This window comes from Pseudomonas sp. Irchel s3f7 (genome assembly GCF_900187615.1).
In the GTDB taxonomy this organism is placed as follows: Bacteria; Pseudomonadota; Gammaproteobacteria; order Pseudomonadales; family Pseudomonadaceae; genus Aquipseudomonas.
The window spans coordinates 1-24291 of the sequence record NZ_FYDO01000041.1; the positions used below are offsets into that span (position 1 = coordinate 1).

Genomic DNA, 24291 nt, shown 5'->3' on the forward strand with positions numbered 1-24291 from the left:
GTGAGCTCAACCAATGTTGGCCAGAAGCCAAAGATGGCTTCCTCGAATAGGCCTTATACATAGATGCAACCGGGTAGCAGTGTTTAAAAAGCAGGTAGACAGTGGGGGCGAGTCCATACATAGGAGCAAGCTTGCTCGCGATGACGGACTAAACGTCGCCGAAATTCTCAGCGCTTTTCCAGCTTGTCCGGCAACGGCGCAAACAACGCCTCGATATCATCGTTCTGCAGTTTCCAGTCTCCGGCCTGACGTCCATCCAGCACGCCCGCCGCGAGGTCGGACTTTTCCTTCTGCAGATGCTGAATCTTCTCTTCCACCGTGCCGCGTGCAATCAGTTTGTACACAAACACCGGTTTCTCCTGGCCGATGCGATAGGCCCGGTCAGTGGCCTGGTTTTCGGTTGCCGGGTTCCACCACGGATCGTAATGAATCACCGTGTCTGCTTCGGTGAGGTTAAGACCGACACCGCCGGCCTTCAGGCTGATCAGAAAAATCTGACGCATGCCGCTCTGGAATTCCTTCACTGGCGTGCGCCGGTCGCGGGTCTGCCCGGTCAATAACGCATAGGCGACGCCGCGTTTGTTCAACTCATCCTCGATCAGCGACAGCATCGACGTGAACTGCGAGAACAGCAGGATCCGCCGGCCTTCCTCGAACAGCTCTTCGAGCATTTCCATCAGGCTATCAAGCTTGCCCGATGTGCTGCCGCGCGTTGGCAGTGTCGCATCGTTGACCAGGCGCAAATCGCAGCACACCTGACGCAGTTTCAACAGCGCTTCAAGAATGATGATCTGACTGCGGGCCACACCCTTGCGGGTGATCTCATCGCGGACTTTCTTGTCCATGGCCAGGCGCATGGTTTCGTAAACGTCACGCTGGGCTTCGTTGAGTTCGACCCAGTGGATGATTTCGGTTTTCGGCGGCAGCTCGGTGGCGACCTGTTCCTTGGTGCGGCGCAGGAGGAAAGGTTTGATCCGACCGTTGAGGTGCTGAAGTCGTACTTCGCTGGTGCGCTTTTCAATCGGCACGCGGTAATCGCGGTTGAAGCTTTTTACATCGCCGAGCCAGCCGGGCAACAGGAAGTGAAACAGCGACCACAACTCGCCCAGGTGGTTTTCCAAAGGCGTGCCACTCAGGCACAGGCGCTGGCGGGCGTTCAGCTCACGGGCGGCCTGCGCAGCCTTGCTGTTCGGGTTCTTGATGTATTGCGCTTCATCCAGCACCAGTATGTGCAACGGCTGCGCCGCGAGGCGTTCGACATCCTTGGGCAGCAACGCGTAGGTGGTGAGAATCAGATCGTAATCGGCCAGCTGATCGAAATGCTTTTTACGGCTGGCACCGTACAACGCCAGCACTTTCAACTGCGGTGTGAAATGCGCTGCTTCGTCGAGCCAGTTCGGAATCAGGCTGGTGGGCATGACAACCATGCACGGACGATCAAGACGACCGGCGATTTTCTCGGTCAGAACATGCGCCAGCGTTTGTAGGGTTTTGCCCAAACCCATGTCATCCGCGAGGATCCCGCCCACTTCCAATTGTCGCAGCGATTGCATCCAGCTCAGACCTTCGAGCTGATAGGGGCGCAGTGTTGCGTTCAGGCCTTCCGGCGCGGTGGCGGTGTGGTCCTTGATGTCGCGCAGGCGTTGGGCAAAGGTGCGAATCTGTTCGCCGCCTTCCCAAAGCAGTGGCAAGCCTTCCAGTGGATTGAGTCGTGTGGCATCGGCCTTGCTCAGGCGCAGCGTGGTTTCGCCGGGTTCTTGCAGGTAGAACTCGCCGAGGGTCGCCAGCACCGGTTTCAGGCGGCCGAAGGGCAGGGCGACTTGCAGCGGACCGTACTCGGAGTTTGGTCGATTGGGGATGTTCACCAGAATCAACTCGTCGTCGCGACGCCGGGCCAGGCGTTCCGGGTTGAGGATTTCGGTGTGGGAACGCATCAGGTTGAGCAGGATCGGCAATAGACTCAGGCGTTCGCCGTTGACGATGATCCCCAGCTCCAGATCGAACCAGTCGCGCTCCGGAACCTGTTCAACCGTGGCGTACCAGTCGTCTACGGCGGTCAGGTCGAAACCGAATTCTTCGTCGATCAGCAACTCCCAGCCCTGGGTGCGAAGCTTCGGCAGTTCATTGAGGGTGAAAGTCAGCCAGGCGCTGTCGTTCACCATCTCGAACAGTTCGCCGGCACTTTCCGGCAAGGCCTTGCTTTGCCGGGTGGCGATCTTGAATCCGAGGATTCGTAGCTGTTCGCGGTAGGACTGTTCCACTTCCGGATGACGTTTTATCCGCAGCGTCTGTGTCTCCTGACGAATCAGGATGTCGGTATTTTTCTGGCCGGAAACGTACTCGTCCAGATAACTGAATGACAGCGCCGCGCGGTGCTGGATATAGCGCTGCATCCGACCATTGCGTGGTTCGAAGGCGCTGAACTCGATACTGGCCAGCCACAGGCGCGGCACCGGCTGCACGTTGTCCACCAACACCTGCGGCGGGGCTTTCGGGCTTCGGTTTTCCAGCACCGCCTGAAGCTTTTCCAGCAGCTCGGCGTCTTTCGCGGCGGCGGGATAGTTGAGTGTTTCCTGCACTTGCAGCAGCACCGCTGCACAATGTTTGCAGTTGTTGTGGACCGGGCAGGAGCATGTCGCATCGATCATCAGCAAGGTGCCTTTGGCCGACTCGCGCAGGCGAATGGTCTGACGGTAAACGTTACCGCCAGAGCCTTCGCATGCGGCGATGATCGTAGCGTCGCCAGCCTCGACGATCCTGACGCGGTTTTCCAGTGCGTAGCGGCGGCCACGCTCCAGGCTCTGTTCCTTGAATCGACTGACCCAGGAAGGTGCCAGGGGTTTGCTCAGGGTCGCGGACATGGGGAGTTCAATCAGTCAGGGACGACTGCAGGGGCTTCCCGGGGAGCGGGCGCCGTCAATGACGTGATCTTGATCAGCAGGCCGAGGTGGCCGTTGTCGAGGAAGTTCAACTGGCCGTTCTTGGTGTGGCTTTCCTGTTTCAGGCGTTCGCTGGTGGTGACCAGGCCTTCATTGTTGAACTGGTTGACCCAGAAGTCTGCGTCTACATCGGTGAAGCGCCCGAGCGTCAGGTTCAGGGTGCCTTCGATCGGATACTGGCCGAACTGCTCCTTGCCGTCACTGATCGCCACCTTGACTGCGGTTTCGCCGAGCGTTTGCTGCCATGCTTTGTGCAGCAGGACGCTGTATTCGTTGCTGGCGGTGAGCTTTTCCACCTCAGAATTCAGGTTCGGCGTGCGTAGGCTGTTGAGACTGACGGGCTGGGCACCGGCGGCCCAGTCTTCCGGCGCTGCGCGAACGACAATCGCCGGCACGGCGTTCTGCCGCACCAGAATCATTTCTACCTGATACAGATCATCGGCAAATACCGATGGTGCGACCAACGTCATCAACAGGGTCAGTGAGCGAAACAGGCGCATACGGCGTCCTTCAAGCAGTTTTCGGGATGAGGCGCTCAAAAAGCGCCTCTACAGTATTAAAGCGCTCTTCCGGGCGCTCCATCGGAACCATGAACTTGAACATCGTGGCGCCTTCGAATTTGTAGCGTTTTGGCTGGCTCTGGATCAGCTTGATCAGCGTCAGCGGGTCGACCGGGGTCTGCGCCGCGAACTCGACGCGTCCACCTTGCGGGCCGCCATCGACTTTTTTAATGCCCAGCAACTCGGCCTGCAATTTCAGGGCAGTAATGCGTATCAGGTTCTTGGTCGGCTCCGGCAACAGGCCAAAGCGGTCGATCATTTCCACCTGCAGATCCTTGAGGCCATCCTCATCGGTGGCCGAGGCGATGCGTTTGTAGAGAATCAGGCGGGCGTGAACGTCCGGCAGATAGTCTTCGGGAATCAGTGCCGGCACGCGCAAGTTGACTTCCGGACCGCCGCCCAACGGTTGATCGAGGTTCGGTTGTTCGCCCTTGCGGATCGACTTCACGGCGCGCTCAAGCATTTCCATGTACAGCGTGAAACCGACGGCCTGGATCTGCCCGCTCTGACCGTCGCCCAGCAGTTCGCCGGCGCCACGGATTTCCAGGTCGTTGGTGGCAAGCACGAAGCCCGCCCCAAGGTCCTGGGTGTTGGCGATCGCTTCCAGACGCTTTTCCGCGTCCGGGGTGATTTGCTGGCGCGGCGGTGTCAGCAGGTAGGCATACGCCTGGTGGTGGCTGCGTCCGACGCGGCCGCGCAACTGGTGCAACTGCGCCAGACCGAATTTGTCGGCACGCTCGATGATGATGGTGTTGGCGCTCGGCACGTCGATGCCGGTCTCGATGATGGTCGAGGCGATCAGCACGTTGAAGCGCTTGTGGTAGAAGTCGCTCATCACTTGTTCGAGTTCGCGTTCGCGCATCTGCCCATGACCGATGCCGATCCGTGCTTCCGGCACCAGTTCGGCGAGGTCGGCAGCGCACTTCTCGATGGTCTTCACGTCGTTGTGCAGGTAGTAGACCTGACCACCACGCAGCAGCTCACGTAGCAAGGCCTCTTTGACCGTGCTTTTGTTCTGCTCCATGACGAAGGTGCGGACCGACAGGCGTCGGGCCGGTGGCGTGGCGATAATCGATAGGTCGCGCATGCCCGACACCGCCATGTTCAGCGTGCGCGGAATCGGCGTGGCGGTCAGGGTGAGGATGTCGACTTCGCTGCGCAGGGCTTTTAACTGTTCTTTCTGACGGACACCGAAGCGGTGTTCTTCGTCGATGATGACCAGTCCGAGGTTTTTGATTTTCACGTCGTCCTGCAGCAACTTGTGCGTGCCGATGACGATGTCGATCTTGCCTTCGGCGAGGTCCGCGACGGCGGCATTCACTTCCTTGGTCGACTTGAAGCGGCTCATCACTTCCACGGTTACCGGCCAGTCGGCGAAGCGGTCGCGGAAGCTGTTGTAGTGCTGCTGGGCGAGCAGGGTGGTGGGCACCAGAATCGCCACCTGACGACCGCCATGCACGGCGATAAATGCGGCGCGCATGGCCACTTCGGTCTTGCCGAAACCTACGTCGCCGCACACCAGACGATCCATCGGTTTTGGCGCAAGCATGTCTTCGCGCACGGCGTCGATGGTGGTTTGCTGATCGGGCGTTTCTTCGAACGGGAAGCCCGCGCTGAAGGTGGCGTAGTCGGCTTTGGGGTCGGCGAAGGCATAGCCTTCACGGGCTGCGCGGCGGGCATAGATGTCGAGCAGCTCGGCTGCCACGTCGCGCACTTGTTCGGCAGCCTTGCGCTTGGCTTTCTGCCAGGTCTCGGAGCCGAGGCGGTGCAGCGGGGCCAGGGCGTCGTCGCTGCCGGTGTAGCGGGCGATCAGATGCAGGTTGGCCACCGGCACGTAAAGCTTGGCGTTTTCTGCGTATTCCAGGGCGAGGAATTCAGCCGTCTGGTTGTCGATTTCCAGTGTCGCGAGGCCGAGGTAGCGGCCGACACCGTGGTCGATGTGCACCACCGGTGCGCCTTCGCGCAACTCGGTGAGGTTCTTGATGACGGCATCGTTGTTGGCGTCGGCACGTTTTTCGCGACGGCGACGCTGCATCACGCGCTGGCCGAACAACGGGCTTTCGGCAACCAGCGCCAGGGCTGGATCGTCCAGCAACAAACCTTCATCCAATGGCGCGATGGTGATCGCCAGGCGCTCCTTGCCTGCGACAAAGTCCGGCCAGCTGTCGACGGTTTTCGGTCGCAGCTTCAGGCGCTCCAGCAGCTCCAGCAACACTTCGCGTCGGCCCGCGGACTCGGCGGTAAACAGCACGCGTCCAGGGAACTCGTCGAGGAAGTTCGCCAGTGCTGCCAGCGGCTGGGTGGCTTTGGCTTCGATCGCCAGGTTCGGCAACTCTTGAGCGGGGAAGCGTTCGCGACCGCCGCCGCTTTCGATATCCTGCTGGCTGGCGACCACGCGCGGCCAGTTCTTCAGGCGCGCAAAGCAGTCTTCCACCGGCAGGAACAACTCGGCGGGTGGCAATAAAGGACGGGACGGGTCGACGCGGCGCTCTTCGTAACGATTGCGCACATCGTTCCAGAAGTTTTCCGCCGCCTGCTCGATGCCCGGCAGCGAGAACACCTGGGTGTCCTGGGGCAGGTAATCGAACAGTGTCGAGGTTTCGTCGAAAAACAGCGGCAGGTAGTACTCGATCCCGGCAGGGGTAATCCCGCTGCTCAGATCCTGAAAGATCGGGCAGCGGCGGAAATCGACGTCAAAGCGCTCACGGAACCGCGCCTTGAAGCGGGTGACCGCATCCTTTTGCAGTGGAAATTCCCTGGCCGGCAGCAGCTTGATCGAATCGACCTTGTCGATGGAGCGCTGGTTTTCCGGATCGAAGGTGCGCAGGGTTTCGATTTCGTCGTCGAACAGGTCAACGCGATAGGGCAGTTTGCTGCCCATCGGGAACAGATCGATCAGCGAGCCGCGTACGGTGAATTCGCCATGCTCGTAAACGGTGTCGACGTAGCGGTAGCCGGTGGCTTCGAGGCGCGTGCGCATTTGCTCGACGTCGAGCTTCTGGCCGACGTCCAGCACCAGGCTGCTGCCGAGCAGGAATTTGGTTGGCGCCAGACGATGCAGGGCCGTGGTGATCGGTACGACCAGCACGCCATGTTCCAGCTCCGGCAGCCTGTACAAACTGGCGATACGCTGGGAAATGATGTCCTGGTGCGGCGAAAACAGGTCGTAGGGCAGCGTTTCCCAGTCGGGGAAATGCAGCACAGGCAAATCCGGGGCGAAGAAGCCCAGCTCCTGTTCCAGCCGTTCGGCACTTTGGCTGTCGGCGGTCAGCAGCAGGGTAAAGCGCTTGGCAGCGCTTGCGGCCTCGGCGATGGCCAGGCTCAGGGCGGCACCGGGCAGGTTGCCCCAGTGCTGTTTACCTGCCGCGGCAGGGAGAAGCGGTAGACGCAGAACGGGCACGGAAGGTTGAGCTCCAAGCGTTGCGACAAAGTCGGTAATTGTAGCGGCCTAGGGTGCCGCCTGTCAGTTGCAGACTGTGTCTATTACGAAGGTTTGGCGAAATGTAGTGGTAAAGACAAAAAAGCCCGGTTTTTTACTGAAAAAACCCGGATATGTAGTGGTAAAACGAACGGGTGTTACGGAGGGTTACGGATACGGTGACGCCGCCTCCAAAAAATTGACTGTGCTGAAAGCCCCGGTTTTATTGGGCTTTAGCGCGGCGTAACTTTTTTGAACGGGGATTTGTTACGGATTGCACGACAGGCGCGCATTGCTACACGGGTCACAGGGCGGCATAATGTAGCCCCTTTTTTCTGCCCCTACATGTGGAAGGTTCCCGTGACTCAGAAGCCCGACCAGTGTCTTGGTGAATGGATCGACCGTGAAGCACTCGCAGAAGCGATGATTCCGCTTATCGGTCAGCTCTACCGCAATAACAACGTGGTGAGCTCGATCTATGGCCGCAGCCTGATCAATCGTTCAGTCATTGCGATTCTCAAAGCTCACCGCTTTGCTCGTCACCGTCAGTCCGACGAAAGCGAGCTGTCCGTCCACGAAACATTCCCGCTGATCAAAGCGATGAGCGAACTCAAGCTCGGCGCCGCTTCGGTGGACCTGGGCAAGCTGGCGGCCAAATTCAAGGCCGAAGGCAATGGCCGTACTGCCGAGCAGTTCGTCCGTGAAGAACTGGCTGACGTGGTTGGCCAGCAGAACGCTTCCGCCCGCAAAGGCACCGACGTTGTCCTCTACGGCTTCGGTCGTATCGGCCGTCTGCTGGCGCGCATCCTGATCGAGAAAACCGGTGGTGGCGACGGCCTGCGTCTGCGCGCCATCGTCGTCCGCAAGGGCGCCGACAACGACCTGGTCAAGCGCGCCAGCCTGTTGCGTCGTGACTCGGTTCATGGTCCGTTCGATGGCACCATCACCATTGATGAAGCCAACAACACCATCACCGCCAACGGCAACCTGATCCAGGTTATCTACGCCAAGAGCCCGGCCGAAGTTGACTACACCCAGTACGGCATCGAAAACGCGCTGATCGTCGACAACACCGGTGTATGGCGTGACGCCGACGGCCTGGGCCAGCACCTGGCCTGCCCGGGCGCTGCCCGCGTGATCCTCACCGCACCTGGCAAGGGCGCGCTGAAGAACATCGTGCACGGCATCAACCATGGCGACATCACGCCTGATGACAAGATCATCTCGGCGGCTTCCTGTACCACCAACGCCATTGTGCCGGTGCTCAAGGCAGTCAACGACAAGTTCGGCATCATCAACGGCCACGTCGAAACCGTTCACTCGTTCACCAACGACCAGAACCTGATCGACAACTTCCACAAGGGCAGCCGTCGTGGCCGCGCCGCGCCGCTGAACATGGTCATCACCGAGACCGGTGCCGCCACTGCCGCCGCCAAGGCACTGCCAGTGCTCAAGGGCAAGCTGACCGGCAACGCGATTCGCGTTCCTACGCCAAACGTGTCGATGGCCATCCTGAACCTGAACCTGGAAAAGGCCACCACTCGCGAAGAGATCAACGAGTACCTGCGCCAGATGGCCATGCACTCGGATCTGCACAAGCAGATCGACTACGTGAGCTCCCAGGAAGTGGTTTCCACCGACTTCGTTGGCTCGCGCCACGCAGGCGTTGTGGACGCAGAAGCGACCATCACCCAGGATAACCGCGTTGTACTGTACGTTTGGTACGACAACGAGTTCGGTTACAGCTGCCAGGTGGTTCGCGTGATGGAAGACATGGCCGGTGTAAACCCGCCAGCTTTCCCGCGCTAAGCCTTAGCACAAACAAAAACGCCCCGACTTTGGTCGGGGCGTTTTTGTTTGTGTGATGCTAAAACGATCAAGATCAAAAGATCGTCCGAACGCGGCCCGAACCTTCGGCAGCTCCTACAAAGGTATGCAATCCTGTAGGAGCTGCCGAAGGCTGCGATCTTTTATCAGGGCATCAGAAAAGGTGAGATTGTTTTTGAGCGGATGGAAGTTTTTATTTCTGGCGCTGATAGGAGGGGTGTCCGGCTGCGGCAACAGCGGCGCCATGGAAAGCTTCGGCGGCCCGACCATGGGCAGCACGTACTCGATCAAGTACGTCCGTCACGCCGATCTTCCCGCTCCGGTCGAAGTTCGGGAGGCAGTGGAGAAAATCCTCGCGGATGTCGACCGGCAAATGTCGACCTACCGCAGCGACTCGGACATCGAGCGCTTCAACGCCATGCCCGCCAACCAGTGTCAGATCATGCCCGCGTCAATCCTTGAATTGGTTCGCGTGGGCGAGCAGTTGTCTGTGCAAAGCGAAGGCTCTTTCGATTTGACGGTCGAGCCGCTGCTCAATCTCTGGGGCTTCGGTCCGCAGGCACGCGAGGAAAAAGTGCCGTCTGCCGAAGCGCTCACCGAGGCGCGCCAACGTGTCGGCTACACCCACCTGCGCATCCAGGGTGATCAGCTGTGCAAGGACGCCGCCGTCGAGGTCGACTTCAACAGCATTGCCGCCGGTTACACCGTTGATACGATTGCCGCACGGCTAGAGGAAAAGGGCATCCACGACTACCTCGTCGAAGTCACTGGAGAACTCAAGGCCGCGGGCAGCAAACCCGACGGCTCGTCGTGGCGCATTGCCCTGGAAGAACCTCGGGATGACCGCCAGGTGGCTGAGCGAATCATTGCGGTCGACGGCTACGGCGTTTCCACTTCGGGTGACTACCGCAATTATTTCGAGCAAGGAGGGCGGCGTTTTTCCCACACCTTCGATGCCCGGACCGGTTCACCGGTCTCACACACTCTGGCGTCGGTCACGGTGATTCATCCTTCAGCGCTGATGGCCGATGGCTTGTCGACGCTGTTGCTGATTCTCGGCCCGGAGCGCGGTTGGGACTACGCAGAGAAGCACGATGTCGGCGCGTTTTTTGTGATTCGTGCCGATACAGGTTTCGTCACACGCGGCAGTCACGCTTTCGAGCGCCTCAGTGGCGAAAAAACCGAATGAATTCGGCAATTTGAGCATTGAAAACTGGCGTTGTAGTGCAGGCAAAAGTAGCCTACGACGCGACCAAGGGTTAATGTGCGCGGCGTTGACGCTTCTATAGACTGTGTCCGGGTTCTGCACTGACCCCAAATTGTTCCTTCACGCCACAGATTGGTGTGATTTAGCCGCAGGTGCCGAGAGTGCCGCGGCCTGTTCTGAGGAGTACGCATGGCTGTCTACAACTACGACGTGGTGGTGTTGGGTTCCGGCCCGGCGGGGGAAGGCGCGGCAATGAACGCCGCCAAGGCAGGGCGCAAGGTGGCGATGGTCGATAGCCGTCGCCAGGTCGGCGGCAACTGCACTCACTTGGGCACCATCCCGTCCAAGGCACTGCGTCACTCGGTGCGGCAGATCATGCAGTTCAACACCAATCCGATGTTCCGGGCCATTGGTGAGCCGCGTTGGTTCTCGTTCCCGGACGTGTTGAAAAGCGCCGAGAAAGTCATCGCCAAACAAGTCGCTTCGCGTACCGGCTACTACGCCCGTAACCGCGTCGACGTGTTCTTCGGCACCGGCAGCTTCGCCGACGAGCAAACCATCGAAGTGGTCTGCGCCAACGGCGTGGTCGAAAAGCTTGTCGCCAAGCACATCATCATCGCCACCGGTTCGCGCCCGTATCGCCCGGCGGACATCGATTTCCACCACCCGCGTATCTACGATAGCGACACCATCCTCAGCCTAGGCCACACCCCGCGCAAACTCATCGTTTACGGCGCCGGCGTGATCGGTTGCGAATACGCTTCGATTTTCAGTGGTCTGGGCGTGCTGGTTGAACTGGTGGATAACCGCGGTCAGTTGCTGAGCTTCCTCGACTCGGAAATCTCCCAGGCGTTGAGCTACCACTTCAGCAACAACAACATCACCGTTCGCCACAACGAAGACTACGACCGCGTCGAAGGCGTAGACAACGGCGTGATCCTGCACCTCAAGTCCGGCAAGAAGATCAAGGCCGACGCCTTGCTCTGGTGCAACGGCCGTACCGGTAACACCGATCAACTGGGCCTGGAAAACATCGGCGTGAAGGTCAATGGTCGTGGCCAGATCGAAGTTGATGAAAACTACCGCACCGGCATCCAGAACATCTATGGCGCTGGCGACGTAATCGGCTGGCCAAGCCTGGCCAGTGCTGCTCACGACCAGGGTCGTTCGGCCGCTGGCAGCATCGTCGATAACGGCAGCTGGCGCTTCGTGAATGACGTGCCGACCGGCATCTACACCATTCCGGAGATCAGCTCGATCGGCAAGAACGAGCAGGAGCTGACCCAGGCCAAAGTGCCATACGAAGTGGGCAAGGCCTTCTTCAAGAGCATGGCGCGTGCGCAGATCGCCGGCGAGCCGCAAGGCATGCTGAAGATCCTGTTCCACCGTGAAACCCTGGAAGTGCTGGGCGTTCACTGCTTCGGTTATCAGGCGTCGGAGATCGTGCACATCGGTCAGGCGATCATGAACCAGCCGGGCGAACTGAACACGCTGAAGTACTTCGTCAACACCACGTTCAACTACCCGACCATGGCCGAAGCCTACCGGGTAGCGGCATACGACGGCCTCAACCGGCTTTTTTGAGTGGCTCCGGCCGGTGGCCTGAGCCGGCCGGGGAGACCGATTTCAGCAATTCTCGAGCGTGGCAGTGGCCAAACCGGGAAAGTCTGTAATCAGGCTGTCAACGCCGAAGTCGGCGAGCCTGCGCATCAGCGCAGGCTCGTTGACTGTCCACACCGACACATGCAGCCCCTGACGCTGCGCCTTCTGCAGGCGTTCCGGCGTGCACAGGGTCCAGTTCAGCGCCAGAATTTCACAGCCATAGCTTTGCGCGACTTTCAGCGGGTCGAGCCAGGCATATTCGGCCACCAGTCCGCGGGATACGTCCGGCACCAACTCCAGCGCAGCCTTCAGCACTTCACGGGAACTTGAGGTGATGGTCACCTTGTCCATCAGGCCATGACGCTGCGCCATTTCACGAATCGCCAGCACGGTGGTCGCGGCACGCATCCTTGATGCGCTTTTGACTTCCAGTTGCCAGTGATCGAAATCGCATTTCTCGAACAGTTCTTCCAGCGTCGGAATCGGGCATGGCTTGATCCAGCCAGGTCCCCCTTTGCGCGCATCGTAAGTCACAAGATCGGCCGCCGCGTGCTCGACGACCTTGCCGCGACGGTCGGTGGTGCGCTTGAGCGTCGGGTCATGGATGACCATCAGCTCGCCGTCCATGGACAGGTGCAGGTCCAGCTCGCAGCGGCGCACGCCGTGCTTCAGGCATTCCTGAAAACTGGTCAGGGTGTTTTCCGGTGCTTCGCCCTTGGCGCCGCGATGGCCGTAGATGAGGGTCACGGTTCTTCCTTAAATTAAATGCCTGAGTCGATTTGTTCGCGGGCCAGACGTCGTTCCTGTGCCTGCTTCTGCAAGATGTAGCGGGCCAACAGCTGCCGTTGCGCATCGGTTGGGTGTTCGAACTCGGTGCCGATGTCATAACCATCGCCCTTGCGGTCGCAATGGGTGACCCGTGCGCGCAGCAACAGGCCCAGGGCTTGCGGCATCAGCACCAGCTTGACCGATAGACGTGATTCGGCGGCAATGGGGGTGGGGTGCTGAAAGTCGAGACCGCCTTCGGAGATGATCACCGGTTGCGGTTGGCCAATCTGCCCGAGCGCGGTGATCGCGACCACCTGGCTCAACAAATCGATGCGTTTGTTCTGGGATTTCAGGAACGCCGCGAGGTTTCGGTCGCGTTCGCTGATCTGGCGCAACAGGTGCTGCGACTCGAATTCGCTCAGGTGCAGTTCGCTGAGCAAGTTGAAGAGCGGGGAAGCATCCTGCAACACTTCCTGGCCTGTGGCTTCGGTAGCGGACAGGGGCCGAATTTCCAGTGCGATCGTGTCCTCGATACGGTAGTATTCGCGGCGATCTTCTTCATCTAATGTCGACATGGCGAACCCATGGTAGCGGCGGTGGTCTGAGTGTAAAGCTGGTTATCGACCCCCGCCACAAGGACGTTCCTTTTCCCTCCGAACAAGCCCCGACATGTTCAGACCTCTCTTCGTATTTATCGGCACGCGTTACACCCGTGCAAAGCGTCGCAATCATTTTGTGTCATTCATTTCCCTGACTTCGATGATCGGGCTCGCCCTTGGCGTGGTCGTGATGATTGTCGTGCTGTCGGTGATGAACGGCTTCGATCATGAGATGCGTACCCGCGTGCTGGGCATGGTGCCCCACGCGACCATCGAGTCAAGCGAGGCCATCAGCGATTGGCAACGCCTGGCCACGAAGGTCAAGCAAAACCCGCAGGTGACGGCCGTTGCGCCGTTTACGCAAATGCAGGGTTTGCTGACCAACAACGGCAAAGTCTCGAAAGTCCTGCTCAATGCCATCGACCCGGCGCTCGAACGCCAGGTGTCGATCATTGATAACTTCATGACGCAGGGCAAACTCGACGACCTGGTGCCGGGTGAATTCGGCATCGTCATCGGCGACAAGGCCGCGGCGAAACTCGGTGCGGCGGTTGGCGACAAGCTGACTTTCGTGGCGCCGGAAGTCACCGTGACCCCGGCCGGGATGTTCCCGCGCATGAAGCGCTTTACTGTGGTCGGCATCTTCCACGTCGGCGCTGGCGAGCTGGATGGCTACCTGGGCATTACCAACCTGCAGGATCTGGCGCGTTTGCATCGCTGGAAGCCGGATCAGGTCCAGGGCCTGCGCCTGAAGTTCGACGACCTGTTCCAGGCGCCACGCACCGCGTGGACCATCGCCCGCGACCTCGGCGAAGACCGCTACTACGCTCGTGACTGGACCCGCACCCACGGCAACCTGTACCAGGCCATCCGCATGGAAAAAGCCATGATCGGCCTGTTGCTGCTGCTGATTGTTGCCGTCGCAGCGTTCAACATCATCTCCACGCTGGTGATGGTGGTGAACGACAAGAAGGGCGACATCGCGATCCTGCGCACACTGGGCGCGACGCCGGGCACGATCATGCGCACGTTCATGGTGCAGGGGACGGTCATTGGCGTGGTCGGCACGGCGATCGGTGCCGTGGTCGGGATCTTCGCCGCGTTGAACGTCAGCGCCGCGATCGCAGCGCTGGAAGGCCTGATCGGGCACAAATTCCTCAACGCCGACGTGTACTTTATCGATTACCTGCCGTCGCAGGTGCAGAGCCAGGATGTGGTGATGGTCTGCTGTGCGGCGTTGGTCCTGAGTTTCCTCGCCACCCTGTATCCAGCCTGGCGTGCTGCGCGCACCCAGCCTGCGGAGGCGCTACGTTATGAGTGAGTCGGGCATGAGTGATAAAGCAATCTTGAGCTGCCGCAGCCTGGGCAAATCCTACGAGGAAGGCCCTGAATCGGTGGAAGTGTTGGCCGGCCTGCAGTTGGAGCTGCATCCGGGTGAGCGGGTGGCGATTGTCGGCAAGTCCGGTTCTGGCAAAAGTACCTTGCTCAACCTGTTGGGCGGCCTCGATACGCCGACCACGGGCAGCGTCTGGCTCGACGGTGAAGAGCTGTCGGCACTGAGCGAGAAAAAGCGCGGTCTTCTGCGTAACCGTGCACTTGGCTTCGTGTACCAGTTTCACCATCTGCTCCCCGAGTTCACCGCGCTGGAAAACGTCTGCATGCCGCTGTTGATCGGCAAGACCGCAATCCCGGAAGCGCGTCAGCGTGCGACCGCATTGCTGGAACGGGTAGGGCTGGGCCATCGCCTGGAGCACAAACCGGCCGAGCTGTCCGGTGGTGAACGTCAGCGCGTGGCCATTGCCCGTGCGCTGGTGAACAACCCGGGCCTGGTGATGCTCGATGAGCCCACCGGCAACCTCGACTCCCACACCGCCCAAGGGATCCAGGACTTGATGCTGGAACTCAGCACCTCGATGCGCACGGCGTTCCTGGTGGTGACCCACGACATGAACCTGGCCCGCCAGATGGACCACGTCCTGCATTTGCAGGACGGTTGCCTCACGCCTATCTGATGGGTTGAAACCCGACGAAGCTGAAAAGCACGTCGGGTCTTTTATTTTTATACGGTGCCCCAGCGAATGTTCAGACCGTTATCGATCTTTATCGGCACGCGCTATACCCGCGCCAAGCGCCGCAATCGCTTTGTTTCCTTCATCTCGATGACCTCGATGATCGGCCTCGCCCTGGGCGTGCTGGCGATGATCGTGGTGCTGTCGGTGATGAACGGATTCCAGCGCGAAATGAGTTCGCGCATTCTCGGCATGGTGCCGCACGCCACCATCGTCGGCGTCAATCCGATTGACGACTGGAAGCCCGTAGCAGCGGCTGCGATGAAAAACCCGGAAGTGACGGCGGCGGTGCCGTTCACCGAGATGGAAGGCATGCTGTCCTACAAGGGCACGATGCAGCCGATTCAGGTCAGCGGTGTCGATCCGGCGCTGGAAGGCCAGGTGTCGATCGTCGCCAAGCACATTGTTCAGGGGAGCCTCGAAGCCCTGAAGCCGGGTGAATTCGGCGTGGTGGTCGGTGAGATCACGGCGCGGCGCTTTCGCTTGAATGTCGGCGACAAGATCACCCTGATCGTTCCGGAAATCAGCACCGCACCGGGCGGGATTACCCCGCGCATGCAGCGCTTGAACGTGGTCGGTGTGTTCAAGGTTGGCGCCGAGCTGGACGGTTCGATGGCGCTGATCCACGTCGCCGACGCCGCGCAGATGCAGCATTGGGAGCCGAATCAGGTGCAGAGCGTGCGCCTGGCGGTGAAGGATTTGTACGCGGCTCCGCAAGTGTCGAGCGACATCGCCACCGGCCTGGGCGCTGCGTACAAGGCTGACGACTGGACCCACACCCAGGGCAGTCTGTTCAGTGCGATGAAGATGGAAAAAACCATGATCGGCCTGCTGTTGCTGATGATCGTCGCCGTGGCGGCGTTCAATATCATCGCGACCCTGATCATGGTGGTGAACGACAAGGGCGCGGACATCGCGATCCTGCGCACCATCGGCGCCACACCGCGGCAGATCATGGCGATCTTCATGGTGCAGGGCACTGTGATCGGCATCGTCGGCACTTTGATTGGTGGTGTATTGGGCGTGATTGCCGCGCTGAATGTCAGTCAGATCGTCGGCTGGATCGAGCGGGTCAGCGGGCAGCACATCTTCAGTTCCGACGTGTACTTCGTCAGTAACCTACCGTCGGAGTTGCAGGGTGCGGATGTTGCGTTGATTTGCTCGGCGGGGTTTGTGTTGAGTTTCCTGGCCACTATTTACCCGGCTTGGCGGGCGGCGAAGATTGAGCCGGCTCACGCGTTGAGATATTCGTAAACCTCTTGAACGCAATCGCTAGCAGGCTAGCTCCCACAGGGGATTTGGGAACGACTAGCTAGCCTGCTAGCGATGAGGCCGGAACGGCAGGCCTCAATCCTTCTTGGGTAACTCGATCACAAACCTGGTCCATCCATTGTCCGATTCGCAATGAATTTGCCCGCCATGGGCGCGGATGATCGACTGGGTGATCGCCAACCCCAGCCCTGCATGTTCGCTACTGCCTTCCCGGCGAGCCGGGTCAGCCCGGTAAAACCGGTCAAACAGGCGTGGCAATAAATCTTCGGAAATCGGTTCGCCGGTATTTTCAACGGTCAGGCGCAACGCGTTTGGCTGTTCGATGATTCGCACCCGAACCTCGCCAGCGATCGGCGTAAAGCGCAAAGCATTGTCCAGCAGGTTCGACAGTGCGCGCCGCAACATGCTGCGGTCGCCCTCTATACGCGCGTCACCTTCACGGCTCAGTTTCACCTGCGCGTCTTCAGCCAGCGGCGCAAAAAACTCCAGCAGCAGGTCCGTTTCCACTGCCAGATCCAGCGTTTTACGCTTGGGCACCAACAGCCCGTGATCAGACTTCGCCAGGTACAACATGTCGTTGACCAGTTGCGCCATCCATTGCAGTTCTTCGAGGTTGCTGTGCAACGCTTCGCGGTAATCCTCGAGGGGGCGAGGGCGGGTGAGGGTGACCTGGGTGTGCATCAGCAGGTTCGACAGAGGCGTGCGCAGTTCATGGGCGATGTCGGCAGAGAAGGCGGACAGGCGCTGAAAAGAGTCGTCGAGGCGTCCGAGCATGGCGTTGAAGTGGTGGGCCATTTCCGCGAGTTCCGGCGGCATGTGTTCTTCCGGCAAGCGGGCGTTGAGCGATTGCGCCGACACGCCTCTGGCGACCGCGCTCATGCGCCGTAACGGCCGCAAACCGCTACGTGCGGCCCAGGCACCCAGCAGGGCGGTCGCCAGGGCCGACAAACCCACCGTCAGCCAGATCAGGTGCTGCATGCGCTGCAAAAAGTGCTGGTGATGGGTGATGTCCAGCAGCAGGGTCAGTTGTGGCGAGTCCGGCTTGTCGGGAAACAAAGGCGCATTCAGCACACGGTAATCGGTGCCGTTGTTATTGATCGTCGAGAGTCCCGACTGTTGCGGGAGTTTGTCTGGCACAGCTCGTTGAGCTGTCATACCAGCGTCGGCCATCGCTGCCGGTGATGCGCAGCGACAGATCGGCTTGCCGGCTCAGTTCTTCGGCCAGTTTGATTTCACTGTCGTTTGATTGAAGGTCCTGCAGGGCACGCCGCAAGCCAATCAACTTGCCGTCCAGTAATTGCTGATCAAGCTCGACGAAGTGCGCCTCGCTGGCGCGGCTGAACAGCACCCCGGCAAACAACGACACCACGGCGGTGCACGCCGCAAACAGCAGCGCCAGGCGGCAGCCCAAGGACATTCTGCGCATCAGGCTGAGCGCTCTTCGAGGACGTAACCCATGCCGCGCACGGTGTGGATCAGTTTGTTGGGGAATTCGTCGTCGATCTTCAGGCGCAGGCGCCGGATCGCGACTTCGATGACATTGGTGTCGCTGTCGAAATTCATGTCCCAGACCTGGGAGGCAATCAGCGATTTCGGCAGGACTTCACCCTGGCGCCGCAGGAGCATTTCCAGCAGGGCGAATTCCTTGGCGGTGAGGTCGATGCGCTGGCCGCCGCGTTCGACCCGGCGACGGATCAGGTCCAGACGCAAGTCGGCCAGTTGCAAACTGGTTTCCTGGGGGGTCGTGCTGCCACGGCGCAACAGGCTGCGAACCCGGGCCAACAGTTCAGAAAAAGCGAAGGGTTTGACCAGATAGTCGTCGGCGCCCAGTTCGAGGCCGTGAACCCTGTCCTCCACGGCGTCTCGGGCTGTCAGAAAAAGTACCGGTGTATCCAGGCCCGCACTGCGCACCGCTTGCAGAATCTGCCAGCCATCACGACCTGGCAGCATCACATCGAGAATCAGCAGGGCATATTCACCGCTGAGGGCCAATTGCTGGCCGGTGTTGCCATCAGCCACCAGTTCCGTGTTGAACCCGGCCTCGGCCAGGCCCTGGCGCAGGTAATGGCCGGTTTTCGGTTGGTCTTCGACGATCAGCAGTTTCATGGGCGACTCATGGCAAGTGGAACGAACGCTTTATACCGTGGACGGCGTTCATACAGGCCAACCTGACAAAGTTGTAATCTGGCTGTCAGGTTGCGGGCAGTGGCAGCAGTTTAGAGTTTTTCACACACTGAGCCCTATCTTGTTGGAGCATGACCATGTTTTTACGCAAATCCCTGGTACAAGTCGCTTGTTTGCTGGCGCTGAGTTCGACGGCGTGGGCGAGTCCGGCGCATACCTACGAATTCGGTCAACCTGCATCGGCAGCCAAGGCGACCCGCAGCGTGGAAGTGGTCTTGGGCGACATGTCTTTTAACCCGAAGACGATCGACGTCAAGGCTGGGGAAACCGTGCGCTTTGTACTGGTGAATAAAGGCCAGTTGCTGCACGAATTCAACCTGGGCGATGCGGCGATGCATGCCCGGCATCAGCAGGAAATGTTGCAGATGCAGCAAAGTGGCATGCTCACGCCTACTGCCGTCAAGGAAATGGACCACGGCAACATGGCCGGTATGGATCACGGTTCGATGGGGCACGGCATGAAGCATGACGATCCGAACAGCGTGCTGGTGCCGCCGGGCAAGACGGCCGAGTTGACCTGGACCTTCAGCAAGGCCACCAACCTGGAATTTGCCTGCAACTTCCCCGGTCATTACCAGGCCGGCATGGTCGGCAAACTGACTGTCAGTCAGTAAGCACTCAAAGGCGGGAGCAAAGGCTGATAGAATCCGCTGATTCTTCAGTCAGGTTTCCGCCATGCATCCCGCAGCCGAACACTCGCCGCTGGGCAAATCCAGCGAATACATCGCCACTTATACGCCGTCCCTGCTGTTCCCGATTCCGCGCACCGCGAAGTGGGCAGAACTGGGCCTGACGGCTGAAACCCTGCCGTACAAGGGTGTGGATTTCTGGAACTGCTTCGAGTTGTCGTGGCTGTTGCCGTCGGGCAAGCCCGTGGTAGCGATCGGTGAATTCACCATCCCGGCGGATTCGCCGAACATCATCGAATCGAAGTCGTTCAAGCTGTACCTCAACTCGCTGAACCAGACGCCGTTCGACGATACGGCGAGCCTTGAGGCGACGCTGGCCAAAGACCTGTCGGCCGCTGCCGGCAAGCCGGTCGGCGTGCGCATTCGCAGTTTGAAGGATGTCGAGGCCGAAGGCGTCGTGGCATTGCCTGGCGTGTGCATCGATGATCTGGATATCAGAGTCAGCAACTACGAGCACCCGCGTCCGGAGCTGTTGCGTTGCGACGACTCGCGCATTGTCGAGGAGAGCGTGCACAGCCATTTGCTCAAATCCAATTGCCCGGTCACCAGTCAGCCGGACTGGGGCAGCGTGGCGGTGGAGTACCGTGGTGCGGCGCTGGATCATGCGAGTTTGCTGGAGTACATCGTCAGCTTCCGCCAGCACTCGGACTTCCATGAGCAGTGTGTTGAGCGGATCTTCCTGGACCTTCAGCGGTTGTTGAAACCGGAGAAGTTGACGGTGTATGCGCGCTATGTGCGTCGTGGCGGGCTGGATATCAATCCGTATCGCAGCACTGAAGAGGTGCAACTGCCGAACCATCGTCTGGTCCGTCAATAAAGATCCATTTTTGTAGGAGCGAGCTTGCTCGCGATTGAGTGTCAGCTACCTTGGCGTCGACTGACACACCATCGCGAGCAAGCTTGCTCCTACAAAGGCTTTTGCGGGCTCAGATCCCCATGTTGGCCAAGGCCTGCCCGATGTTGCGCAGTGTCCCGGCCAGGGTCGGGTGTTCGAGCTCGAAGCGTTCGACGGCCAGGTTGACGCCATCGGCGAGGCTGGAATCCTGGGTTTTGGTTTCGAGCTCAAGCTTCAACTCGATCTGTTGCATCAGTTCGTGCAGTTCGGCGCGTTCAGCTTCGGACAGTGGAGGATTCTGTTCCAATTGCTCGCGCAGGGCATTGAGCTGTTCTTGCAGTTCGCGGGCAGGCATGGCGTTCTTCCTTCTCTCGATTGGCACTGGCATAGACCGCAGCGGTTCGCCAAAGGTCTATGGCTGACCTTTAGATTAATCCACTCCTGCCTAACCTGCATGATCTCGATCAGGGCTTTTCGCCTTTGAAGCGACGCAACTGGATGTCAGCCAGACAGGTGTCGAGCTCTCCGAGGTGGTCGATCACCGAATGCACGCCCAGGCCAAACAGCTGCATCGTCGCCTTGCCTCGTTTGATATCGCGCTCCTGTGGGGCCAACGCCTGCCAGGCCTCAGGTGCCAGTCCGCACAACGAGCCGCAGGACGCCAGGCCGATGGTCCACAACCCGGCATTGAGGCCCGATTGCAGCAGTCGCGGTTCGCCACTGACCAGTACACAGCCGTCCAATCGCTCAATGCCTAAATTCATCAATGCCTGCCAGCACGCGTCGGGCGCGGGCCAAGGGTTGATTGTTGCGGGATGTTGCGCATCTTTGATCCATTCTGGCAGGGCAGTGGCCATGGAATGGCAGAGCGCCGGAGGCAGTTCATCAAGCCAGGCGCAAGGGATTTTCTGCCGCTGCAAACTCTGCAGGGCGTCCAGTGCTCCGGGCGTGGTCTCGGCAGGTTCGGCCAGAGGGCTGTCGTGCCGGTGCGTGCGCGCGCCGAAGTCCACCAGACAGCCACTGAGGCCGAACAACACGGCGGTCAGATTCAGAGCGGTTTGGGGCAATGTTTCGGCGTGCGACATGTGAACGTCCCTGAAATAGCCTGAGGCTAAAGGTCAACAGTGACAGTTGAGTGACATTGCTGTGAAACGCTCACAGTCAGGCTGAATCCTTACCATGCACATATCGTAATGTGTCTAAAGGACTATTTACGCCTTATACTCGCCATCTTATTGCCCGGGCCAAGCGCTCGAGCCGGTACCGTCCAAGGAGTTTTTTTCTATGCGCTGGAGCAATCATCTAGCCCAGATTTGTGTGTGTGCCAGCCTGTTGCTGGTTCCGTTCGTTGCCCAGGCAGCTACGGAAGATGATCCTTGGGAAAGCGTCAATCGCCCGATTTTCAAATTCAACGATGTCCTCGACACCTATGCCCTGAAGCCTTTGGCCCAGGGCTATCAGTTTGTGACGCCGCAATTTCTTGAAGACGGCATTCACAACATGTTCCGCAACGTCGGTGATGTCACCAACCTTGCCAACGATATTCTGCAGGCCAAACCGGCTGCCGCGGGCGTCGACACAGCACGCCTGATTTTCAACACCACTTTCGGTCTGCTGGGCTTCTTTGATGTCGGCACGCAAATGGGCCTTAATCGCAATGACGAAGATTTCGGCCAGACGCTCGGTTACTGGGGCGTTGGCAGTGGCCCGTACGTGATGCTGCCGCTCCTTGGTCCAAGCACCTTGCGTGATGCACCCTCGAAATACGTCGATGGCTACACCGGTGCGTACCACTACATCGATGATGTGCCAGTGCGTAATTCGGTGTTCGGTCTGAACATCGTCGACACCCGTGCCAGCCTGCTGTCGAGCGAAAAACTGATCAGTGGCGACAAGTACACCTTCATCCGGAACGCGTACCTGCAAAACCGCGAATTCAAGGTGAAAGATGGCCAGGTAGAAGACGATTTTTAAATCCTGACCGATAAAACAGAAAAAGCGGCCTTCGGGTCGCTTTTTTTCGTCTGGCGCCGGGTTAATGCATCTTGAGGATTGTAAGGCCGAGTTTCTGCTTGCCATCGTCCTGTTCTCTCACCCAAACCACCTCGGTGTCGGCCTCAAGGCCTTTCAACGCCGTATGGTCGGAATCGAGCCGTACTTGGAGTCGGTCGCCAACCTTGAATAATCGCGGCGCCTGGACCTGCATACCGCTGCTGGAAAGGTCGATGCAGATGGCGGGCACCTGATCGCCTTGATGAATCAGCGACACATCGGCATCGACCCGCATGCGGATGAAATCGCGCTTTTCGCTGTAGTCCCGACGGGTTTGACTCATGGGCTTGATCCTTCGATTGGGTTACGGTTTTGATTGTTCTTATAACTCCCGGTGATTTGCAGAGTGTAGACGTCAAGCGACCATCGGCATGAGCTTGAAACACCTCGCGGATGGGAGTACCGTCTGCGCCTTAGAAGGGCACCTCTGGTGTACATGCGTGTAGGGCAAATGCTCGAAAGTGGTGCGACAGAGAGGCTAGAAAGCGAATCCAGTAGTGTGAGCCGGGACCCGTTCCCCGCCAGCTACGCCAACCTAATTCTGGCGCCGTTTGCCCACATGCCAAAAACCAGTGCCACGCTGCTGATAATCGATGATGACGAAGTAGTGCGCGCGAGCCTCGCCGCCTATTTGGAAGACAGTGGTTTCAGCGTCTTGCAGGCCAGCAATGGTCAGCAAGGTCTTCAGGTATTCGAGCAAGACAAGCCCGACTTGGTCATCTGCGATCTGCGCATGCCGCAGATGGGCGGACTCGAACTCATTCGCCAGGTCACCGAGCGGTCGCCGCAGACGCCAGTGATCGTGGTGTCGGGCGCCGGCGTGATGAACGACGCGGTCGAGGCCCTGCGCCTGGGTGCGGCGGATTACCTGATCAAGCCTCTCGAAGATCTGGCAGTGCTTGAGCACTCTGTGCGTCGGGCCCTGGATCGTGCGCGTCTGCTGGTGGAAAACCAGCGCTACCGCGAGAAGCTGGAGAAGGCCAACCGCGAGCTCGCCGCCAGCCTGAACCTGCTCCAGGAAGACCAGAACGCCGGTCGTCAGGTGCAGATGAACATGCTGCCGGTCAGCCCTTGGGCCATCGACGAGTTCAAGTTTGCTCACCAGATCATCCCGTCGCTGTACCTGTCGGGTGATTTTGTCGACTACTTCCGGGTCGACGAGCGTCGGGTAGCGTTCTACCTGGCCGACGTATCCGGTCATGGCGCCTCTTCAGCCTTCGTCACGGTGCTGTTGAAGTTCATGACCACGCGCTTGCTGTTCGAATCCAAGCGCAGCGGCACATTGCCGGAGTTCAAGCCTTCAGAAGTCCTTGGTCATATCAACCGGGGCCTGATCAGTTGTAAGCTGGGTAAACACGTCACAATGGTCGGTGGAGTCATCGACGAGGAGACAGGTTTGTTGACCTATAGCATCGGCGGTCATCTGCCGTTGCCGGTGTTGTACACACCCGACAGTGTCAGTTATCTGGAAGGGCGCGGTCTGCCCGTAGGCCTCTTCAACGAAGCGACCTACGAAGATCACGTACTGGAGCTGCCGCCGACGTTCAGCCTGACGCTGATGTCTGATGGCATTCTGGACCTTTTGCCAGAACCCACACTCAAAGAAAAAGAGGCGGCGTTGCCCCAACGGGTCAAGGCTGCGGGCGGCACCCTGGATGGGCTGCGGCAGGTTTTTGGATTGGCCACGCTAGGGGAGATGCCGGATGATATCGCCCTGTTGGTGTTGAGCAGGAATCTTTGATGAGTACCGGTAGAATCCAGTTCGCCGAGCAGGATGGCACCTTCGTCCTGAAGTTCGTCGGTGAAGTTCGCCTGACCCTGTGTTCGGCGTTGGATGCGACTATTGATCGGATCTTCACCGCGTTGAATTTCAACACGATCGTGATCGACCTGACTGAAACCCGCAGCATCGATAGCACCACCCTTGGCCTGCTGGCCAAGTTGTCGATCCTGTCGCGGCAGAAGGTCGGCCTGTTGCCGACTGTCGTCACCACCCACGAAGACATCACCCGTCTTCTGCAGTCCATGGGCTTCGAGCAGGTGTTCAACATCGTTGACAAGCCTGTGCCGTGCCCGGAATGCCTGGACGACCTGCCAGATCAGGATCAGTCCGAAGAGGTGGTGCGGATCAAGGTGCTCGAAGCGCACAAGATCCTCATGGGCCTGAACGACTCCAATCGTGAAGCGTTCCATGACCTGGTGAATGCGCTCGAACGCCACTGATTTCCTGAGCCCGTGGTGCTTGTCCAGGCACCATCGCCAGCAAGCCG

20 protein-coding genes and 1 pseudogene are annotated in these 24291 nt (G+C 59.4%); 11 read left to right on the plus strand and 10 right to left on the minus strand.

The annotated features are described in order from the left end of the window. Window positions 1–167: 167 nt before the first annotated feature. Genes CKW19_RS26210 through mfd form a run of 3 tightly spaced genes read right to left on the minus strand, consistent with a single transcriptional unit; the run spans window position 168 to window position 6899 of the window. Window positions 168–2861, minus strand: a complete 2694-nt coding sequence (locus tag CKW19_RS26210; protein ID WP_095061155.1) for a DEAD/DEAH box helicase — start codon at window positions 2859–2861, stop codon at window positions 168–170. 11 nt (window positions 2862–2872) lie between these two features. Next, window positions 2873–3439: a CsiV family protein gene (locus CKW19_RS26215; RefSeq protein WP_095061157.1), complete on the minus strand. Its 567-nt coding sequence runs from the start codon at window positions 3437–3439 to the stop codon at window positions 2873–2875. Window positions 3440–3449: 10 nt separating this feature from the next. After that, on the minus strand, window positions 3450–6899 hold the full coding sequence (mfd, locus tag CKW19_RS26220) for a transcription-repair coupling factor (protein WP_095061159.1): 3450 nt from the start codon (window positions 6897–6899) through the stop codon (window positions 3450–3452). A gap of 363 nt (window positions 6900–7262) precedes the next feature. On the opposite strand from mfd, the gene CKW19_RS26225 reads away from it, so the two are divergent. The 3 genes from CKW19_RS26225 to sthA all read left to right on the plus strand — a co-directional run bounded on the left by CKW19_RS26225 (window position 7263) and on the right by sthA (window position 11535). Then, on the plus strand, window positions 7263–8726 hold the full coding sequence (locus CKW19_RS26225) for a glyceraldehyde-3-phosphate dehydrogenase (RefSeq protein ID WP_095061161.1): 1464 nt from the start codon (window positions 7263–7265) through the stop codon (window positions 8724–8726). A gap of 262 nt (window positions 8727–8988) precedes the next feature. Further along, window positions 8989–9933 carry an FAD:protein FMN transferase gene (locus tag CKW19_RS26230; RefSeq protein WP_256580387.1) on the plus strand — a complete coding sequence of 315 codons (945 nt, stop codon included), beginning with the start codon at window positions 8989–8991 and terminating at the stop codon, window positions 9931–9933. 207 nt (window positions 9934–10140) lie between these two features. Continuing rightward, window positions 10141–11535 (plus strand): Si-specific NAD(P)(+) transhydrogenase, encoded by a 1395-nt coding sequence (sthA, locus tag CKW19_RS26235; protein ID WP_095061165.1) that lies wholly within the window; start codon window positions 10141–10143, stop codon window positions 11533–11535. A gap of 42 nt (window positions 11536–11577) precedes the next feature. Here the strand turns inward: sthA and CKW19_RS26240 are convergent, their stop codons facing one another. Then, window positions 11578–12300 carry a glycerophosphodiester phosphodiesterase gene (locus CKW19_RS26240; protein WP_095061167.1) on the minus strand — a complete coding sequence of 241 codons (723 nt, stop codon included), beginning with the start codon at window positions 12298–12300 and terminating at the stop codon, window positions 11578–11580. 14 nt (window positions 12301–12314) lie between these two features. Next, window positions 12315–12896, minus strand: coding sequence for a PilZ domain-containing protein (locus CKW19_RS26245; protein WP_095061169.1), 582 nt, complete (start codon window positions 12894–12896; stop codon window positions 12315–12317). A gap of 94 nt (window positions 12897–12990) precedes the next feature. Between CKW19_RS26245 and CKW19_RS26250 the strand changes: the two genes are divergently transcribed. The 3 genes from CKW19_RS26250 to CKW19_RS26260 all read left to right on the plus strand — a co-directional run bounded on the left by CKW19_RS26250 (window position 12991) and on the right by CKW19_RS26260 (window position 16243). Further along, window positions 12991–14241: a lipoprotein-releasing ABC transporter permease subunit gene (locus CKW19_RS26250; RefSeq protein ID WP_095061171.1), complete on the plus strand. Its 1251-nt coding sequence runs from the start codon at window positions 12991–12993 to the stop codon at window positions 14239–14241. 7 nt (window positions 14242–14248) lie between these two features. Next, a complete protein-coding gene (lolD, locus tag CKW19_RS26255) occupies window positions 14249–14932 on the plus strand; it encodes a lipoprotein-releasing ABC transporter ATP-binding protein LolD (RefSeq protein ID WP_177408854.1) in 684 nt (227 codons plus the stop codon). A 66-nt stretch (window positions 14933–14998) separates the two neighbouring features. After that, window positions 14999–16243: a lipoprotein-releasing ABC transporter permease subunit gene (locus CKW19_RS26260; protein WP_095061175.1), complete on the plus strand. Its 1245-nt coding sequence runs from the start codon at window positions 14999–15001 to the stop codon at window positions 16241–16243. Window positions 16244–16336: 93 nt separating this feature from the next. Here the strand turns inward: CKW19_RS26260 and CKW19_RS26265 are convergent. Both CKW19_RS26265 and CKW19_RS26270 read right to left on the minus strand, forming a co-directional pair. After that, window positions 16337–17687 (minus strand): annotated as a pseudogene (locus tag CKW19_RS26265) (heavy metal sensor histidine kinase). After that, window positions 17687–18367 carry a heavy metal response regulator transcription factor gene (locus tag CKW19_RS26270; protein ID WP_095061177.1) on the minus strand — a complete coding sequence of 227 codons (681 nt, stop codon included), beginning with the start codon at window positions 18365–18367 and terminating at the stop codon, window positions 17687–17689. Before CKW19_RS26270 ends, CKW19_RS26265 begins: the two are co-directional and overlap by 1 nt. A 155-nt stretch (window positions 18368–18522) precedes the next feature. On the opposite strand from CKW19_RS26270, the gene CKW19_RS26275 reads away from it, so the two are divergent. Together CKW19_RS26275 and queF are read left to right on the plus strand one after the other, a co-directional pair. Next, window positions 18523–19059 (plus strand): plastocyanin/azurin family copper-binding protein, encoded by a 537-nt coding sequence (locus CKW19_RS26275; RefSeq protein ID WP_095061179.1) that lies wholly within the window; start codon window positions 18523–18525, stop codon window positions 19057–19059. A gap of 61 nt (window positions 19060–19120) precedes the next feature. Beyond that, entirely contained in the window at window positions 19121–19951 is an 831-nt protein-coding gene (gene queF, locus CKW19_RS26280) for an NADPH-dependent 7-cyano-7-deazaguanine reductase QueF (protein WP_095061181.1), read from the plus strand. 109 nt (window positions 19952–20060) lie between these two features. Here queF and CKW19_RS26285 read toward each other — a convergent pair whose 3' ends face one another. Together CKW19_RS26285 and CKW19_RS26290 are read right to left on the minus strand one after the other, a co-directional pair. Further along, window positions 20061–20324: a DUF4404 family protein gene (locus tag CKW19_RS26285; protein WP_008053327.1), complete on the minus strand. Its 264-nt coding sequence runs from the start codon at window positions 20322–20324 to the stop codon at window positions 20061–20063. Between the two features lie 109 nt (window positions 20325–20433). Continuing rightward, window positions 20434–21054, minus strand: coding sequence for a phosphatase (locus tag CKW19_RS26290; RefSeq protein ID WP_095061183.1), 621 nt, complete (start codon window positions 21052–21054; stop codon window positions 20434–20436). A gap of 199 nt (window positions 21055–21253) precedes the next feature. On the opposite strand from CKW19_RS26290, the gene CKW19_RS26295 reads away from it, so the two are divergent. Then, window positions 21254–21943 carry a VacJ family lipoprotein gene (locus CKW19_RS26295; RefSeq protein ID WP_095061185.1) on the plus strand — a complete coding sequence of 230 codons (690 nt, stop codon included), beginning with the start codon at window positions 21254–21256 and terminating at the stop codon, window positions 21941–21943. 61 nt (window positions 21944–22004) lie between these two features. Here the strand turns inward: CKW19_RS26295 and CKW19_RS26300 are convergent, their stop codons facing one another. Continuing rightward, window positions 22005–22304, minus strand: a complete 300-nt coding sequence (locus CKW19_RS26300; RefSeq protein WP_095061187.1) for a PilZ domain-containing protein — start codon at window positions 22302–22304, stop codon at window positions 22005–22007. A gap of 276 nt (window positions 22305–22580) precedes the next feature. On the opposite strand from CKW19_RS26300, the gene rssB reads away from it, so the two are divergent. Both rssB and rssC read left to right on the plus strand, forming a co-directional pair. After that, window positions 22581–23762, plus strand: coding sequence for a two-component system response regulator RssB (rssB, locus tag CKW19_RS26305; protein ID WP_095061189.1), 1182 nt, complete (start codon window positions 22581–22583; stop codon window positions 23760–23762). Next, window positions 23762–24244 (plus strand): anti-sigma factor antagonist RssC, encoded by a 483-nt coding sequence (gene rssC, locus CKW19_RS26310; RefSeq protein ID WP_095061191.1) that lies wholly within the window; start codon window positions 23762–23764, stop codon window positions 24242–24244. Before rssB ends, rssC begins: the two co-directional genes overlap by 1 nt. The last annotated feature ends 47 nt before the right edge of the window (window positions 24245–24291 follow it).

What these genes read in the sequence shown, in the direction of transcription:
- CKW19_RS26210 (WP_095061155.1), bottom strand. Translation starts at nt 2,861, where the DNA reads ATGTCCGCGACCCTGAGCAAACCCCTGGCACCTTCCTGGGTCAGTCGA.
- CKW19_RS26215 (WP_095061157.1), bottom strand. Translation starts at nt 3,439, where the DNA reads ATGCGCCTGTTTCGCTCACTGACCCTGTTGATGACGTTGGTCGCACCA.
- CKW19_RS26225 (WP_095061161.1), top strand. Translation starts at nt 7,263, where the DNA reads ATGTGGAAGGTTCCCGTGACTCAGAAGCCCGACCAGTGTCTTGGTGAA.
- CKW19_RS26230 (WP_256580387.1), top strand. Translation starts at nt 8,989, where the DNA reads ATGGAAAGCTTCGGCGGCCCGACCATGGGCAGCACGTACTCGATCAAG.
- sthA (WP_095061165.1), top strand. Translation starts at nt 10,141, where the DNA reads ATGGCTGTCTACAACTACGACGTGGTGGTGTTGGGTTCCGGCCCGGCG.
- CKW19_RS26245 (WP_095061169.1), bottom strand. Translation starts at nt 12,896, where the DNA reads ATGTCGACATTAGATGAAGAAGATCGCCGCGAATACTACCGTATCGAG.
- CKW19_RS26250 (WP_095061171.1), top strand. Translation starts at nt 12,991, where the DNA reads ATGTTCAGACCTCTCTTCGTATTTATCGGCACGCGTTACACCCGTGCA.
- lolD (WP_177408854.1), top strand. Translation starts at nt 14,249, where the DNA reads ATGAGTGATAAAGCAATCTTGAGCTGCCGCAGCCTGGGCAAATCCTAC.
- CKW19_RS26260 (WP_095061175.1), top strand. Translation starts at nt 14,999, where the DNA reads ATGTTCAGACCGTTATCGATCTTTATCGGCACGCGCTATACCCGCGCC.
- CKW19_RS26270 (WP_095061177.1), bottom strand. Translation starts at nt 18,367, where the DNA reads ATGAAACTGCTGATCGTCGAAGACCAACCGAAAACCGGCCATTACCTG.
- CKW19_RS26275 (WP_095061179.1), top strand. Translation starts at nt 18,523, where the DNA reads ATGTTTTTACGCAAATCCCTGGTACAAGTCGCTTGTTTGCTGGCGCTG.
- queF (WP_095061181.1), top strand. Translation starts at nt 19,121, where the DNA reads ATGCATCCCGCAGCCGAACACTCGCCGCTGGGCAAATCCAGCGAATAC.
- CKW19_RS26285 (WP_008053327.1), bottom strand. Translation starts at nt 20,324, where the DNA reads ATGCCTGCCCGCGAACTGCAAGAACAGCTCAATGCCCTGCGCGAGCAA.
- CKW19_RS26290 (WP_095061183.1), bottom strand. Translation starts at nt 21,054, where the DNA reads ATGTCGCACGCCGAAACATTGCCCCAAACCGCTCTGAATCTGACCGCC.
- CKW19_RS26295 (WP_095061185.1), top strand. Translation starts at nt 21,254, where the DNA reads ATGCGCTGGAGCAATCATCTAGCCCAGATTTGTGTGTGTGCCAGCCTG.
- CKW19_RS26300 (WP_095061187.1), bottom strand. Translation starts at nt 22,304, where the DNA reads ATGAGTCAAACCCGTCGGGACTACAGCGAAAAGCGCGATTTCATCCGC.
- rssB (WP_095061189.1), top strand. Translation starts at nt 22,581, where the DNA reads ATGCCAAAAACCAGTGCCACGCTGCTGATAATCGATGATGACGAAGTA.
- rssC (WP_095061191.1), top strand. Translation starts at nt 23,762, where the DNA reads ATGAGTACCGGTAGAATCCAGTTCGCCGAGCAGGATGGCACCTTCGTC.